Annotated in this window: 12 protein-coding genes; 4 read left to right on the plus strand and 8 right to left on the minus strand. The window is 73.2% G+C overall.

Annotated features, from left to right (window positions below):
- Positions 1-67: 67 nt before the first annotated feature.
- Both ahcY and ACNQOV_RS17205 read right to left on the minus strand, forming a co-directional pair.
- On the minus strand, positions 68-1,546 hold the full coding sequence (ahcY, locus tag ACNQOV_RS17200) for an adenosylhomocysteinase (protein WP_416396077.1): 1,479 nt from the start codon (positions 1,544-1,546) through the stop codon (positions 68-70).
- 102 nt (positions 1,547-1,648) lie between these two features.
- Complete coding sequence (locus ACNQOV_RS17205) at positions 1,649-1,864, minus strand: DUF3499 family protein (protein ID WP_031261169.1); 216 nt, start codon at positions 1,862-1,864, stop codon at positions 1,649-1,651.
- Positions 1,865-1,922: 58 nt separating this feature from the next.
- On the opposite strand from ACNQOV_RS17205, the gene ACNQOV_RS17210 reads away from it, so the two are divergent.
- A complete protein-coding gene (locus tag ACNQOV_RS17210; protein WP_402268129.1) occupies positions 1,923-2,363 on the plus strand; it encodes a hypothetical protein in 441 nt (146 codons plus the stop codon).
- Between the two features lie 16 nt (positions 2,364-2,379).
- Here ACNQOV_RS17210 and ACNQOV_RS17215 read toward each other — a convergent pair whose 3' ends face one another.
- The 5 genes from ACNQOV_RS17215 to manA all read right to left on the minus strand — a co-directional run bounded on the left by ACNQOV_RS17215 (position 2,380) and on the right by manA (position 9,555).
- The gene (locus ACNQOV_RS17215) at positions 2,380-3,783 is read right to left on the minus strand and encodes a DUF5719 family protein (protein ID WP_416396079.1); all 1,404 of its coding nucleotides are present in this window, start codon (positions 3,781-3,783) and stop codon (positions 2,380-2,382) included.
- Entirely contained in the window at positions 3,780-6,617 is a 2,838-nt protein-coding gene (locus ACNQOV_RS17220) for a glycosyltransferase (protein WP_416396081.1), read from the minus strand. The genes ACNQOV_RS17215 and ACNQOV_RS17220 overlap by 4 nt, the downstream gene beginning before the upstream one ends.
- Before the next feature lie 177 nt (positions 6,618-6,794).
- The gene (locus ACNQOV_RS17225) at positions 6,795-7,127 is read right to left on the minus strand and encodes a WhiB family transcriptional regulator (RefSeq protein ID WP_022907674.1); all 333 of its coding nucleotides are present in this window, start codon (positions 7,125-7,127) and stop codon (positions 6,795-6,797) included.
- 203 nt (positions 7,128-7,330) lie between these two features.
- Positions 7,331-8,293: a UDP-glucose 4-epimerase GalE gene (gene galE / locus ACNQOV_RS17230; RefSeq protein WP_416396083.1), complete on the minus strand. Its 963-nt coding sequence runs from the start codon at positions 8,291-8,293 to the stop codon at positions 7,331-7,333.
- Between the two features lie 53 nt (positions 8,294-8,346).
- On the minus strand, positions 8,347-9,555 hold the full coding sequence (manA, locus tag ACNQOV_RS17235; protein WP_416396085.1) for a mannose-6-phosphate isomerase, class I: 1,209 nt from the start codon (positions 9,553-9,555) through the stop codon (positions 8,347-8,349).
- Positions 9,556-9,606: 51 nt separating this feature from the next.
- On the opposite strand from manA, the gene ACNQOV_RS17240 reads away from it, so the two are divergent.
- Positions 9,607-10,986, plus strand: a complete 1,380-nt coding sequence (locus tag ACNQOV_RS17240) for an O-antigen ligase family protein (protein WP_416396087.1) — start codon at positions 9,607-9,609, stop codon at positions 10,984-10,986.
- Between the two features lie 83 nt (positions 10,987-11,069).
- Here ACNQOV_RS17240 and ACNQOV_RS17245 read toward each other — a convergent pair whose 3' ends face one another.
- Positions 11,070-12,431: a hypothetical protein gene (locus ACNQOV_RS17245; RefSeq protein ID WP_416396089.1), complete on the minus strand. Its 1,362-nt coding sequence runs from the start codon at positions 12,429-12,431 to the stop codon at positions 11,070-11,072.
- A 150-nt stretch (positions 12,432-12,581) separates the two neighbouring features.
- On the opposite strand from ACNQOV_RS17245, the gene ACNQOV_RS17250 reads away from it, so the two are divergent.
- Together ACNQOV_RS17250 and ACNQOV_RS17255 are read left to right on the plus strand one after the other, a co-directional pair.
- The gene (locus ACNQOV_RS17250) at positions 12,582-13,868 is read left to right on the plus strand and encodes an O-antigen ligase family protein (protein WP_416396091.1); all 1,287 of its coding nucleotides are present in this window, start codon (positions 12,582-12,584) and stop codon (positions 13,866-13,868) included.
- A gap of 246 nt (positions 13,869-14,114) precedes the next feature.
- Positions 14,115-15,980 carry a hypothetical protein gene (locus ACNQOV_RS17255; RefSeq protein WP_416396092.1) on the plus strand — a complete coding sequence of 622 codons (1,866 nt, stop codon included), beginning with the start codon at positions 14,115-14,117 and terminating at the stop codon, positions 15,978-15,980.
- The last annotated feature ends 133 nt before the right edge of the window (positions 15,981-16,113 follow it).

Here is a 16,113-nt window from a genome sequence, read left to right on the forward strand (position 1 = left end):
GGCGCAGCACGCACGCGCAGCGCGCCGGGCGCGCGCGGGCGCGCCGGGCGCGCGCCGCCGCGCTGCGTCAGTACCGGTAGTGCTCGGGCTTGTATGGGCCCTCGACCGGGACGCCGATGTACGCCGCCTGCTCCGGCCGGAGCTCGGTCAGCGCGACCCCCAGCGCGTCGAGGTGCAGACGCGCCACCTTCTCGTCGAGGTGCTTCGGCAGCACGTACACCCCCGTCGGGTACTCGTCGCGCCGGGTGTGCAGCTCGATCTGTGCGAGCACCTGGTTCGTGAACGAGTTGCTCATCACGAAGGACGGGTGACCGGTGGCGTTGCCGAGGTTCATCAGGCGCCCCTCGGAGAGCACGAGGATCGAACGGCCCGTCGGCAGTCGCCACTCGTGCACCTGCGGCTTGATCTCGACCTTCTCGACGCCCGGCAGTGCCTCGAGCCCGGCCATGTCGATCTCGTTGTCGAAGTGTCCGACGTTCGCGACGATCGCCAGGTGCTTCAGCGCGAGCATCTCGTCCACGCCGACGACCCCGAGGTTGCCCGTGCAGGTGATGACCATGTCGACCTGGTCGGCGACGTCCGCCAGGCGTGCCACCTGGTAGCCGTCCATCGCGGCCTGGAGCGCGCAGATCGGGTCGACCTCGGACACGATGACGCGGGCACCCTGCCCGCGCAGCGCCTCGGCCGCCCCCTTGCCGACGTCGCCGTAGCCGACGACGAAGGCGACCTTGCCGCCGATCAGGACGTCGGTCGCACGGTTCAGGCCGTCGGGCAGCGAGTGCCGGATGCCGTACTTGTTGTCGAACTTCGACTTCGTGACGGAGTCGTTGACGTTGATCGCCGGGAACTTCAGCTCACCGTTGCGGAAGAGCTCGTACAGGCGGTGCACGCCCGTGGTGGTCTCCTCGGTGACGCCCTCGATGTCGGCCGCGATGCGGGTCCAGCGGTCGGACGACTCCTGCAGCGACGCGGCGACCGTGTCGAGGACGATCTTCCACTCGGTGCTCGCGTCGGCACCCGCCTCGGGCACACGCCCGGCGGCCTCGGCATCGGCACCGGTGTGCACGAGCATGGTCGCGTCACCGCCGTCGTCGAGGATGAGGTTCGGGCCGGTCCAGTCGGCACCGGCCGCGGCTGCCTCGGCCGACCAGTCGAAGATCCGGCTGGTGCACCACCAGTACTCCTCGAGCGTCTCGCCCTTCCACGCGAACACCGGGACGCCGGCCGGCGACGAGGGGGTCCCGGTCGGGCCGACGGCGACGGCCGCGGCGGCTTCGTCCTGCGTCGAGAAGATGTTGCAGCTCGCCCAGCGGACCTGGGCGCCGAGCGCGACGAGGGTCTCGATGAGGACGGCGGTCTGCACCGTCATGTGCAGCGACCCGGCGATGCGCGCGCCGGCGAGCGGCTGCGACGCGCCGAACTCCTCGCGCAGGGACATCAGCCCCGGCATCTCGTTCTCGGCGAGGCGGATCTGGTGTCGCCCCGCCTCGGCGAGGGCGAGGTCGGCGACGCGGAACGGGGCTGCGGTACGGGCTTCGGTGCGCATGGGCCCAGTCTTCCACGCCGGGAGGCGCGGGTCGTCAGACGACGTCGGTGCCGTGCACCGCGCCTCCAGGAAGCCGCCTGTGGAGGACTGTGCCCGACCGCATCAGTCCGCGTCGCGACGGAGCGGCTCGCGCCGCACCACCTGCCAGCCGCGCGGCACGCGCAGCTGCGCCGCGTGGCGTGCGCAGAGGTCGTAGCCGTGCGGCTCGACGCGTGTCGAGAGCGGACCGACGACGACCATGGAGTCCCCGTAGTCGTACGTGAGGGTCGCCGCCGCGCTCGCACCACAGGCGACCTTGCTGCAGATCCTCACGTCCATACCGCCACCGACCCTACCGGAGCGCGGCAGGGCGTCCGCCGCCGCGTACGATGTGGTGATGCGTCGCAGGACCCCTCTCGTCACGCCGGTCGACCGTGGCCGCGGCCGCTCCCGACACGGGCGCGGCGGTCGCTCGAGCGTCACCGGACCGGACCTCGCGCCGATCATCACGCGCGCCGAGACGTTCGACCGCATCGTCGGCGACACCGCGCACTACCTGCTCGGCCTCTGGCCCGCCGAACTCGAGGGCGTCGTCTTCCAGGTCGCCGACATGCCGACCGACCAGTCCCTGCCGGACCACATGCCCCGGTGGCGGGTGGACCGCGAGCGACGTCGCGTGACCGTGTTCCGCGTCCCCGTCGAGCGGGTCACCCGCAGCCCCGAGAAGGACGACACCGACAAGCGCATCATCATCGAGACCGCGGTGTTCCGTGCGGTCGGCGAGCTGATCGACAAGGACCCGTGGGACCTGGCGCCGGACCGCTACCGCCACTGGTGACGCAGGGCGCCACGGCTCAGGGGTAGACCCGCACCGGCGTGGACACCTCGGTGGCGGCGCGGACCGGGAACCCGGCGATGCCGTCCTCGCCCATGTACGTCACGCCCGCGACGAGCCCCTCGGTCCCCTGCAGCTCGAGCTGCTTCGCGACCGGGACGATCACGGTGCGGACACCGCCGGCGACGATCTGGACGTCCTGCGTCTCGTCGCCGGAGCGGATCGTGACGTCGGCGTCGGACCGGGTCGGGTTGACGAGCGTCAGGCGCTGGTTCTCGCCGGGTGCGACCGCGGTGATCGTGGACGAGCCGAGCGGGTCCGCCGAGGCGAACCACCCGACGTCCGTGCGGCCGTCGTCGGTCGGCGTCGTCGTGCGGGCGCCGGCGACGAGCGGCTCGGTCGACGTCACGGTGAAGGCGTAGCGGCCGTCCGGGAAGTCGTCGAGGGCGACGTCGGTGACGACGCCGGGCTCGGCGGTGGCGTTCACGGTGGAGCCGCCCCCGTCGGCGGTGGTGATGCCGAGCGTCACGCGGGCCGCCTCGGTGCCGGGGACGAAGAGGCGGACGATCGGTGCGGCGTCGGCGGTGTCGTCGCCGCGCTGGGCCTCCTGGGCGCCGTCGAGGACGACGCCGGGGATGATCTGCGACGTCGCGGGTGCGGCGCCGCCGGAGATGATGTCGAAGCCGCCGGGGGTGAGCGTCCGGACGATCGACTCCTGCATGTGCGCGACGATCTGGCCGCCGGACGACTCGACGTGCACGACGGTCGATCCCTGGTCGGACACGAACCCGGAGAGCGGGACGACCTTCTGCGTGTTCGGTGCGACGACGATGCCCGTCGTGCCGGGGGCGCTGACCGTCCCGGAGCCGTCGTAGATCGACAGGTCGACGGTCGCGTTCACGTCGGTCGGGTTCGACAGGGTGACGAGGGACGTGCGGCCGGTCTCGGTGGACCCGCCGACGAGCCAGGTGGACTGGCTCGGGTCGTCGCACGACGCCGCGCCGACCCCGACGAGGTCACCACTCGCGACGCTCTGGTAGCTGCTGCCGGCGACCTGCGGGGTCGTGTCCCCCGCGGGTGCGGTCAGGAGGCGCGGCTTGCTCCCGCCCGTCGAGGAGTCGTCGAGCCCGGAGCGCTCGACGCTCGACCCGGTGGTCGCGGTGGCGACGGTGGCGGTCCCGACCGTGCTCGCCTTCGTCGCGTCGTTCCCGGCGTCGTCGGAGAGTCGGAGGGCGTTGCCGGCGCAGACGCGCTCGGCGTCCGCCGGGACGGGCGTCACGGTCTTGCCCGCGGGGCGCCCTGGTGCGGTCTCGGTGCCGATGGCGTGCGCGGCGGTGACGGCGCCGGCGGCGACCACGACGGCGATCGCGGTCGCCGTGCCGCGGACGACCCAGCGGCGGACGGAGGCGGGGGTACGGCTCATTCGTCGCGCTCCTCGTCGAAGGTGGTGGCGGGTTCCTCGGCCTCGATGACGTTCGAGGTGGCACGGCGTCGACGGGGTGCCGTGGGCACCGCGAGGAGCGCCGCGGCGCCGAACACGACGCCGAGGACCACGAGGTAGAGGACGTGCGTGGCGCGGGCGCCGGCCGATCCGGTGGACGGACGGTCGACGTCGCCCTCGTAGTGGAAGAGCTGCCCGCTCGTGGTCTCGCCGATGCTCGTGAACAGCGCGTTCTGCCCGATCGCACCCGCCGCACGGTCGTGGACCGCCTGCGCCGAGGAACCCGACGGGGCGTCGTCGAGCAGGACGAAGCTGACGCCGAGCTGCCGCAGTGCGGGCTCCGGGTCGTAGCCGCTCCGGCTCGCCAGGTTGCCGGCGAGGGTCGCGAGCTGCGCCCCGGACCGGCTGAGCGTGAGGGCGGTCGAGTCCAGGGTGGTCTGGTCGTCGAGCGTCGACCCCTGCCCGCGTTCCAGCGACACCGCGAGCGAGCCGTCGTCCTGCGGGTCGACGACGAGCGTGCCGACGTCGGGGTTCGCAAGGGCCTCGGCGTTCACGTAGGCGCTGAGCACCCGGCCGGACGTGGGCTGGATCACCGCGTTGCCGAGGTAGAACGCCCCGAACGCCGGCGCCACCGTGACCGCGGCCACGACGGTGGTCACGAGCCCGGCGACCGGCGCGGTGCGCGGCAGGACGTCGATCCCGATGCTCGCCGCGGCGACGATGCCGAGCCAGTAGACGGACAACCCGCTGCCGGGCCAGATGATCGTGGTGGTCGACCCGACACCGGTCACCGCGACGTGGGTGGCGGCGAAGGCGGTGGCGAAGCCGGCCAGGGCGATGAGGAGCACGGCGCCGGTGACGGCCCAGCGGTGGCCGAGCATCGCGCCGATGGCGGCGACGGCGATCGGCAGCGCAAGCACCGCCATCGCCACGGGCAGGATCCACGCGGCGAGTGCCAGGCCCGAGGTGGTCGGCAGCCAGCCGCTCCAGTCCGGGACCGGCTGACCGATGGCGAGCTGGAACGCCGACGGCGCACGGGTGGCCGACGGGACGCCCGGGTCCGCGAACACGGCGAGCACGTTGCCACGAGCGACCTGTGCGAGCGCGAGCGGCAGGAAGAGCACGGCGGCCGGCACGGGGATGAAGACCCGGCGGTGCGCATGGCGCCAGCCGACGGCGAGCGACACCAGCCAGCCGAGCAGCAGCACCGGCAGCAGCGACGGCGCCGAGGCCGCGACGACGGCGAAGAGCAGGGACGCGCCGGAGGCCCACGCCCACGATCGGTGCGCCTCGAGCACGGCGAGGAACAGCCACGGCAGGAGCACGTGCGCGATCACGGCACCGAGGTGCCCGCTCGTCACGGCACCGACGAGCGTCGGCGCGATCGTGTACAGCGCCGCGCCGATGACCGGCACCCAGGTGCGGGTGGTCAGCTTCCGGACCGCGAACCAGGCGCCGAGCGCGGCGAGCGGGAACGCGACGAGCATCACGAGCACCACCGAGGTGGACGGCGACCAGAACGTGATGGATCCGAGCACCGCGACGACCGCGGCGAAGGGGTCGCTCGGGCCGGTGAACCCGGTGCCGATCGAGTGCCAGCCGTAGCCGACGTTCTGCCAGAGTCGGGCGACGTCGGTGCTCAGCGGCAGGAGCCCGCCACCGGTCAGCGCCGGCGAGCCGAGCAGGGGGTAGAGGGTCACGACGCTGAGGACCGCCGCGGCGAGCACGACCCAGATCCCGCCGTCGCCGAGGAAGGACGCCCGGGCGATCGGGGCGTCCTCGACCCGAGCGAGCTCGACGTCGCGCGAGGTGGTGCGCCGCTCGTGCACCCGGCGCCAGCTGACCCGGAGCGGCTCGACGGCCGCCCACCCGAGCTTCTTCCCGCGCGCGAGGACGCGGCGCGACCGTCCGGTCCCACCGCCGAAGGCGACCGAGAAGGCCGCGGCGAGCTCCGCGCCGACCGCCGCCGGGTGCTTCGCGACGAGGTGCCCGACGGCACGGCCGATCGCGAAGGGCACGAGCGTGAGCCAGTGCAGCCAGAGGACCCCGATGGGTGCGTAGGTCATCCGGCGGTGCAGCTGCGCCTGGCGGTGCATCCGGACACGGCGTCCCTCGGAGACCCGCTTGCGGCCGAACTCCTCGATGGGCCCGGCACTCGTCACCCGGGCCTCCGGGACGAGGGCGACGCGGTGTCCGGCGAGGCGCACCCGCACGCAGAAGTCGAGCGCGGCGTCGACGTTCGGCAGGGCGGGGTCGAACCCGCCGAGCTCGTTCCAGACGGAGCGACGGACGAGCATGCCGCCGGCGGCGACCGCCATGACGTCGGTGTGCCGGTCGTGCTGCCCCTGGTCGAGCTCGTCCTGCACGAGGCCGAGCGACCGACCGAACCGGGTCATGCTCTCGCCGAACGCGCGGATCCGGGAGGGGTCGTCGACGTCGATGAGCTTCGGACCGGCGACGACGACGCTGGGGGCGATCTCGACGGCGGAGAGGAGGTCGGCGAGCGCGGTCGGAGCCGGAGCGTTGTCGTGGCCGAGCAGCCAGAGCCACTCGTCGACGGGTTCGTCGGCGACCGCGGGCGGCGCCTCGCGCTCCCCACGCGCGACCGCCTCGCCGAAGGGGCGTCCGGCGGGCAGGCGCAGGAGTTCCGCGGACCCGCCGAACGCGAGGTCGGCGGTCGAACCGTCGGTGGACCCGAGGTCGACGACGACGAGGTTCTCGGGGTGCCGGGTCTGGGCCGCGAGCGCGTCCAGGGTCCGGTCGAGGTGGTCCGCTCCGTTGGCGGCGACGAGGATCGCGGTGACTCTGGGCTGCATGACGGGCGTCACTCTACGGGCCAGGAGGCGCGGCTCGGCCCCGCGGGGCGGCGCGCCGTGAACCTGTGGAGGCCATCAACGTGCGGTCAGAGAGTCGTGACGTGGCTGGCCCCCGGCGCCTTCGTCGCAGGCTCCTCAGGGGCGCAACCGCACGGCGCTGGCGCGCCGTGGGCGCGGTTACGCCCGTTTGCGCAGCTTGCGGCGCTCGCGTTCGGAGAGGCCGCCCCAGATGCCGAACCGCTCGTCGTTCTCGAGCGCGTACTCGAGGCACTGCGAGCGGACCTCGCACGAGGTGCAGATCTTCTTGGCCTCACGCGTCGAGCCGCCCTTCTCCGGGAAGAACGCCTCGGGGTCGGTCTGCGCGCAGAGTGAGTCGACCTGCCAGGCGAGCGGGTTCTCCTCGTCGTCGGACTCCGGACGGCGCACACCCGGGACGCCGAGCGACACAGGGTCGACGTGCCAGTCCTCCGGTACTCCGGCGTGGAAGTCGGAACCGTTCACCCTGATCACCCCTGACGTCTCGATAACGGGACCACAACGATCGCTGTCGTTGCCTGTAATTACAGCGGTGTCATTCGCCAGAGTCAAGTCGCGGATCATAGAAGGCACTGACCGTTCCGGCGTGTCATGTCCCCCGTACGGGCGTGTCGCGGCCGGTCTGTCGGGGTTTCGGGGGACAAACGCCGTGCCCGTCAGCCGGCCGCGATCCGCCGTCAGCCGATGCGGCGCCGGGCCTCCCACGCGCTGGTGACCATCTCGTCGAGGGTATGGCGCATCGCCCAGTCGAGGTCGCGCGCTGCAGCTTCGCCGGTCGCGACGATCCGGGCGGGGTCACCGGCGCGTCGCGGGGCGATCTCCGGCTCGAACGCGATGCCCGTGCCCTTCGCCATGGCGTCCATGATCTGCCGGACGCTCACACCGTCGCCGCTGCCGAGGTTGTAGGCGCGCTCGAGGGTCTCGCCCGCCTCGAGCTTCTGCGCGGCGACCGCGTGCGAGTGCGCGAGGTCGGCGACGTGGATGTAGTCCCGCACGCAGGTGCCGTCGGGCGTCGCGTAGTCGTCGCCGTTGATCCGCGGGGTGCGACCGGCGAGCAGGGCGTCGAAGACGAGCGGGAAGAGGTTGTGCGGGCTCGCGTCGTACAGGTCCGGCTCCCCCGACCCGACGACGTTGAAGTAGCGGAGCGACGTGGTGGTGAAGCCGGCGGCGACCTCCATGTCGCGCAGGAGCCACTCGCCGATGAGCTTGGACTCGCCGTAGGGCGACTCCGGCGCCTTCGGGGTGTCCTCGACCACGGTGTCGACGTCCGGAGTGCCGTAGACGGCGGCGCTCGACGAGAACACCGCCTTCGTGACACCGCTCTCCGCCATGGCCCGCAGCAGGGTCGCCATGCCGGTGACGTTCTGCTCGTAGGTGTGCAGCGGCCGCTCGACCGACACCCCCGCGTACTTGAAGCCAGCGACGTGCACGACGCCGGTGACGGCGTGCTCCTCGAGCGTCCGGGCGACCAGGTCGCCGTCGAGGATCGTGCCCTCGACGAACGGGACGTCCTCGGGCACGAAGGCCCGGAACCCGCTCGAGAGGTCGTCGAACGCGACGGTGTCGATGCCCGCCGCACGCAGTGCTCGGACGACGTGGGACCCGATGTACCCGGCGCCGCCGGTGACCAGCCAACTCATGCTGGCCACGCTAGCGGAACCGGCGCGGCGTCAGACCGCCACGCCCTGCGGCTTCACGCACCCGTGGCGATGAAGACCGTGGACGCCAGACCGTTCCCGCCGTCGGCCTCGACCGTGACGTCGCCCTCGTCGGGGGTGATGTAGCAGGACTCCCCCTGCCGCAGCAGCGTGGCCGACCGCGCACCGACGAGCGTGACGGCACCGGCCGTGCAGATCGCGATCGAGGGGCCGTGCAGCGAGGCGACACCGCCGGTGGACAGGCCGACCGGACGTCCGTCGCCGGAGACGCGGAGCAGGGCGAACCCGACGCCGTCCGGTGCGAAGCGCTCGACGCCGCCGTCGACCCGCTCGGGCGCGAGGAGCGGTGCCGGGTACGCCGTGAAGTCGAGGACCCGGAGCAGCTCCGGGACGTCGACGTGCTTCGGCGTGAGTCCACCGCGCAGGACGTTGTCGGACGGGGCCATCAGCTCGATGCCGAGGCCGTCGAGGTACGCGTGGATGTTCCCGGCCGGCAGGTACATGGCCTCGCCGGCGGCGAGCGTGACGCGGTGCATGAGCAGCGAGACCACGATGCCGGGGTCACCGGGGTAGCTCGACGCGAGGTCGCTGGCCGTCCGGGTGTTCGGCGTGTGGGCGTCCTCGGCGAGCGCGGTGGCGAGGTCGCTCACGGCCTGCACGACGGCGGCGGCCGACGAGTCCGCCGTCTCGAGCCACCGGACCGTGTCCTCGAGCCCGTGCTGCAGGTGCACCGTCAGGGGGCCGAGGCGTCCGGAGCCCGCGTCCAGCGCCTCGACGTCGGCGAGGGTCTCGGTCACGGGGCGGAACCCGCTCAGCGCCTCGAACCGCTCGCTGAGCGCCACGACGAGCTCGGGCTTCGGGAACGGGTCCTTGTAGTTGCGCGCCGGGTCGTCGATCGGGACACCGGCGGCCTCCTCGCGCTCGTAGCCCTCGCGAGCCTGCTCCGGCGTCGGGTGCGCCTGCAGCGAGAGCGGCGCGGCGGCCGCGAGGACCTTGAGCAGGAAGGGCAGGCCGGTGCGGTCCGGACCGAGGGCGTCCTGCGGCTCCGCGGCGATCCAGTCGAGGACGGTGTCGGCGCCGCCGACCATCGCCGGGTTCACGACGACGCTCGGGCTGCCGGGGTGGGCGCCGAGCCAGAGTTCGGCCTGGGGGGCGCCGGTGACCGTCCGGCCGAGGAGCTCGGGGATGGCCGTGACGGATCCCCACGCGTAGTCGCGGGGCGTGTTCGTGATGCCGAGGAACATGCGCACGAGCCTATCGGCGGTCGACGTGCGCTCCCCGGGTACCCTGGCGTCGTGACGAACACCTGGCCGTTGGCGCGCGGTTCCGTGCCCGAACGCGAGGCGTTCGCATTCGGCGCGACGATCCTGTTCGTGCTCTTCGCCGGCGACGCCGTGCCGAACACCCTCACCTGGGTCGGCGCCGGTCTGCTCTGGGCGGCCGCGGCGGTCTGGGCCACGACGATCATCATGCGGGCCCGTCCACCGATCACGCGCACGCCCCGTGCGCTCTGGTTCTTCCTCGCCTGGTGCCTCGTGTCCGTCGCGTGGTCGCACTGGCGCTTCGCCACGATCTCGAGCCTCGCGGTGCAGGTGATCTGTGCCGGTGCCGCGTTCGCGATCGCCTCCACCCTGACCTGGCGCCGGATCACCGACGCCCTCAGCCTGGCGCTCCGCTGGGTGCTGATGGGCTCGCTCCTCTTCGAGGCCTTCGTGGCCGTCGTCCTCCGGCACCCCATCGCCCCGGTGTGGACCGACTACGGCGACCGGAAGATCCCGGACGCGTTCTACTTCTCGCGCGCCGAGCTCTTCACCGGCGGGCGCATCCAGGGCCTGCCCGGCAACGCGAACCTGCTGGCGATGGTCGCGCTCCTCGCCGTCATCGCGGTCGCCGTGCAGTACGCCGAGGGTCGGCTCCGCCGCAACCGGGCGATCGGCTGGACCGTCGTGGCGCTCGTGGTCCTCGTGCTCACCCGGTCCTCGACCGTGCTGGCCGCCGGGGTCGTCGTCCTCGTCGCGCTCGCGGTCGCGCTCTGGATCCGCCGGGTGCCGACCGAACGTCGGACCCCGCGGTACCTGGCCGTCGCCGCGGGGGCGGTCGTGGTCGGCGTCGCCGCGTTCCTCGCTCGCGGTCAGGTGTCCGAGCTGCTCGGCAAGGGCTCGGACGCGACCGGCCGCGGCGTGATCTGGGAGCGGGTCGTCGGGCTCGCCCAGGAGCACGCCGTCGTCGGCTGGGGCTGGATCGGCTACTGGTGGCCGGGCATCCCGACGCTCGCCGACCTCGCCCACCGCAAGGGCGTCACGTACCTGCAGGCGCACGACGCCTACCTCGACGTCTGGATGCAGACCGGGATCATCGGGCTGCTCGTCTTCCTGGTGTACGTCGTCACCACCCTCAGCCGGTCCTGGGCCTCGGCCACCCGGATCGGCTACGACCGGACGCTGTCCCCGCGGCCCTTCGACCCGGTGTCGCTCCTGCCGCTGCTCGTCGTCGTGGCGCTCCTCGTGCAGTCGGTGACCGAGTCACGACTGCTCTACCAGGGGAACTGGGTGCTGTTCGCGCTCATCGCGATCAAGACCCGCATCGTGCTGGTCGGCGAGGAGCCCGTGTCGGCCGGCGACGGACCGCGCACACCCCCGGCACGCCGCGAGTTCCGGACGCCCGCGCGCCGCTGACCCCGGCATGGTCGACCCGGCGACGCCGATGCCGGGCCGCCGACCCCGGCACCTCGTCCGCGGGACGCTCCCCGTCCGCCGGGTCATCGTCGGACGACGAGCCGGTCGCAGGGCACCGCGGCCCGCCACGGTGCCGTCCGGAGTTCCGCCGACCCGATCGCGGGGTCTGCCCGACAGGCCGCGGCGGCCGCCGGGACCTCGGCAGCCCACACCGGACCGGCGCTCCGTCTGGTCGCTCCCGGCGGGGCGTTCGTGACGGCGGCGACCACGACGGCGGCGACCACGCACCAGGCGAGGGCCGCCGCGCCCAGCCGAGCCGCGCCTCCCGTCCGCCCGACCGACCCGATGACCACCGACGCCCCGGCGACCGCCGCCGACACGAGCAGCAGTCCGGACGCCGCCGCGTAGCGGGACGGCGGCGCCCCCACCGCTGCCGGGCCGAGGCCGGCCCAGTCCTGCACCGGCGACCCGTTCACCGCGAGCGCCGCCCACCACACCACGAACGAACCGGCGCCGAGGGCGACGACGACCCATCGGGCACGGCCCCGACCGAGCACGACCGCCGCGACGAGCACCACACCGAGCAGCACGACCGGCACGACCACGACGCCCCACCCGTGCGTCCGCACCGCCTCGGCGACGACACCGACCCGGCGGTCCCACCCACCACCGACCGGCTGCAGCAGGTACCCGGCGAGGACGTCGGCCCCGTGGAGGTCTCCGGGACGCGAGGCACGCTCGTCGGTCAGGGCCGTCTGGACCTGGACCGCGCTGCCGAGCACGGCGGCGAGGGTGACGGGCAGCTGGTGGAGGTCCACGCGCCCGCTCGCGGTCCGCGTCGGCGGCAGCCAGGCCACGAGGAGCAGCGGGAGGAACAGCGTCGCCAGCGGTTCGGTGAGCGCGCCGGCCAGGGTCACGACGGCGAGCGCCGCCGCACCCCACCACGTCCGGGCACGGTGGGTGGCCGTCCAGGGCACCAGGACGAGCACGTACCAGTGCAGGTTCGCGGCCGTCCCGCTGATCTCGACGGGCGCGAGGGGCAGCGTGACGGGGACGGCGGCGAGCAGCACCCGGAGGGGCCACGGTCGGACGACGTCGCCGGACAGCAGGAACACGAGCGCGCACACGACACCGACGACCAGGCAGGCGAGACCCGAGACGGCGACGGCGTACCGCTCAACGGGCAGGAGCCACGCGAGGTCGACGACGATCCGCGGGACGAGGTGGCGGTACCCGGCGTACGGCTCGAGGACCGCGCCGGGGCCGAGCGCGAGCCGGTCGCGGAGGAACACGCCGCCGTCCTCGGCCCACACCGTGCCGCGGGTGGTCGGGCCGAGCCGCCACCAGGCCAGGGCCGTGGCGGATCCGCCGACGACCGCAGCGACCGTCGGTGCGCCGAACCGCCGCGAGCCGCGCGCCATGGTGCGCTGATCGTACGCCGACATCGCTGATCGTCGATATGCCAGGACGGGTCGAGCGCCCTCCGGAGTGCCCGACCGGCGACGGCACCGGTGCGCGGTGTCGGGCCGTCCACCGGTCGGCTCACCGGTCGGCAAGGCCGGATGCGCCAAGATGGTGAGGTGACGGACGGCCGGGTGACCAGACGCGTGCTCGCGCGACGGTACCTGTCGGCGTGGATCGGGTTCTCGGCGGGCGGGCGGTTCAGCCAGGCGCTCGCGACCGTGATCGTGCTGTTCGCGTTCGGGCAGCCCACCGTGACCGCGCTCGTCGGGCGGGCCGGCGTGTGGGCCGTGCTCGTCACGCTGTTCGTCCTCGCGGGCCTGAGCCTGCTCGGGCAGCGCTACCGGATCGAGTGGCACGGGGTGCTCCCCCTGTCGCTCCTGGCGTTCGTCGGGTACTGCGCGCTGAGCGTGGTGTGGAGCGAGTACTCGTGGGTGGCCCTCCGGGGACTCGTCGGCACGGTCGGCTTCATCGGGCTCGGGCTGTACCTCGCGCTCGGTCGTGACCTGGTGCAGGTGATCCGGGCGTCCGGCGACGCCTTCCGGATCCTGCTCGTCGCCGCGCTCGGCCTCGAGGTCCTGTCCGGACTCGTCATCGACACCCCGATCCCGGCGTTCGGCATCCAGGGGAACATCGCCTACGGCGGACCGATCCAGGGCATCGGCGGCACCCGCAACTTCATGGGGTTCATCGCGGCGATGGCGCTGGTGACGTTCGTCGTCGAGTTCCTCACCCGCTCGGTGACGATGTGGCGCGCGATCGGCTCCACCGCCCTCGCGGTCATCGCGCTGATGCTCGTGCAGTCCCCCATCACCGGGCTCGCGATGATCGCCCTCGCCGTGACCGCCCTGGCGCTCTGGTCGCTCCGACACGCCCGACCGACCACCAGGCCGGTGGTGAACGGCGTCCTCGGCGCAGCGGTCCTGCTGATGATCGCCCTCGGCATCCTCGCGCGGCACCGCGTCCTCGCCGAGATCGGAGCCGCCGGGGGCACGGCGACGCGGCTCGACCTGTGGGCGCAGATCCGCGTGTTCGTGAGCCAGTTCCCGATCCAGGGCTGGGGGTGGGTCGGCACGTGGCCGCACGAGGCCGTGGTGCCGTACGTCACGTTCATCGACCCCGCGGGGCAGCGGTTCACGTCCGGCCTCAACGCCTTCGTCGACGCGTGGCTGCAGATCGGGCTCGCCGGCACGATCATCCTCGCGGTGACGGCGCTGCTCGCGTTCGCGCGGGCGTGGGTGACCGCGACGACCTTCCCCGGCGTCGCGTACGTGTGGCCCGCGGCCGTGCTCGTGCTGCTCGGCGTGACGAGTGCTGCGGAGAGCTACCTGCTGCACGGTGCGGGGCTGATGGTCTTCGTCGCGGTGCTCGTCATCGCCGCGCGGCGTCGGTCGTGGCGGCGGCACCTGCCGCGAGGCTGAGCGGGTCGTCGTGGCGGCGCGTCGGCCACGCGGCTGAGCGGAGGGTCGTGGGGGTGCCTCCGCCACGCGGCTGATCGGGCGGTCGTTGGGGGCACGTCGGCCACGCGGCTGCCCACGCCCCTCCACAGGAGGTCGGGATGTGTCGGAGTGCACAGGTCCGGTCCGATCCCCCACGCTCGTTGCATCGTGCACCTAGACTGCCGGGGACCGTCAGGGGGCGGTCCTTCGTGACCTGGGGAACACCACATGCGCTTGCACCGTCGCCTCGCACTCGTCCTGACCGCGACGCTCGTCGCCACCGCCGCAGCCGTCGTCGCACCCGTGACGACCGCCCAGGCGGCGGCTCCCACCACCGGGCGGTACACGCCCATCACCACCACCCGGGTGTGGTCGGGCAGCCTGACCACCACGCCGAAGGTCGTCCCGATCGCCGGTCTCGCCGGGGTCCCCGCGAACGCGACCGCCGTCGTCGTCAACGTCGAGGTCAAGTCGCCCACCGCGGCCGGGTACCTGCGCGTCACCCCGGCCGGCCGCGACGCCACCGTCGCCACGCAGGACTTCGCTGCCGGGCAGACCATCGCCAACCTCGTCACCGTCCGGCTCGCGGGCGGGAAGATCCAGGCGAAGCTGTCGCGTGGCAGTGCGAACGGCTACTTCGACGTCGCCGGCTACTACGCGGACGGCTCCGGGGCCACCTACACGCCGCTGAACGCCTCCCGGGTGTTCGGCGGGACGGTCGGCACCTCGCCGACGAAGGTGCCGCTCGCGGGCAAGGGCGGCGTCCCGAGCAACGCCACCGCAGTCGTGGTGAACACCCAGGTCTCCGGCCCGTCCGCCGCCGGGTACGTCCGGGTCACCCCCGCGGGCCAGGACCCGGGCGTGGTGACCCAGCTGTTCGGCGCCGGGCAGTCGCTGTCGAACCTCGCGATCGTCAAGCTCGTGAACGGTGCCGTCCAGGTGAAGCTGTCGAAGGGCAGCGCGACGGTGTACCTCGACGTCGCGGGCTACTACTCCGCGTCGACGACCGGTTCCGTGTTCGTCCCGATCGACACCACGCGCGCCTACGGTGGCACCATCACGAGCACCACCCGCACCGTGCGGCTCACCGGGACCGCGGGCGTCCCCGGCACCGCCACGGCCGTCGTGGCCAACGCCGAGGTGACCGGCCCGACGAGTGCGGCCTACCTGCGGGTCACTCCCGCCGGCGCAGATGCGCAGGTCGCGACCCAGCTGTTCACGCCGGGGCGGTCGGTGGCCAACCTGGTCATGTCGAAGGTCACCGGGTCGAGCGTCGACCGGCGCGTGCAGGTCAAGGCGTCGACGGGTTCGGCGGTGCTGCACCTCGACGTCGCGGGGTACTTCCTCGACGGGTCGAGCGGCTCCGGCTTCGGCGCCGACGTCTCGTGGCCGCAGGGCGGGTCGTCGTCGAACTACCCGTCGAACCAGGCCTTCGGTGTGGTGGGCGTGAACGGCTCGCTGCCGAACCAGACCAACCAGTACCTCTCCCAGCAGCTCGCGTGGGCCGCCGGGTCGACCGGCGGTACCTCGCAGCCGAAGGGCCAGCTCTACGTCCTCGCCGCGAACCCCGGCAAGCAGGCCTCGGTGTGGCCGTCCTCGAACCGGGACCCGTCGGGCGCGACGGTCGCGAACCCGTACGGCACGTGCACGGCCGGTAGCTACACGAGCGCCTGCTCGTACATGTACGGCTACACCCGCGCCTACGAGGCCGCGAACACCCGCGGGGTCCCGAGCCCGTCGTCCTACCGCTGGTGGATCGACGTCGAGACGGGCCTGTCCTGGCTCGGCGCGACGGATGCCAAGGACTACCAGATCCAGAACCGCGCCGACGTCGAGGGCATGGTCGCCGCGCTCAAGGCGGCGAAGATCTCCACGATCGGCCTCTACTCGACGAAGTACCAGTTCGGGCAGATCGTCGGGACGGTCCCCTCGACCTCGACACTCCGTGGCCTGCCGAGCTGGATCGCGGTCGGCAACGACGGCGTCGCGGCGGCACAGGCGGCGTGCTCGGCCGGGGGCCTCACCGCCGGCAGCCAGGTGCGGATGACGCAGTACGTCGTCGGCAGCCGGGACTTCGACGTCAGCTGCGTCTGAGACGCGTCGACCTCACAGACGGGAGGCGGGGGGGGCGCCTGGCCCCCCCCCCCCCGGCCGGGTGGGGGCCGGGCGGTTTGGACACCCCGGGCGCGGGGGGGGGGGGGGGGGGCCGGGCGGGGGGGGGGGGGGG

It is taken from the genome of Curtobacterium sp. LFS084 (genome assembly GCF_047977705.1).
Classification (GTDB): Bacteria; Actinomycetota; Actinomycetes; order Actinomycetales; family Microbacteriaceae; genus Curtobacterium.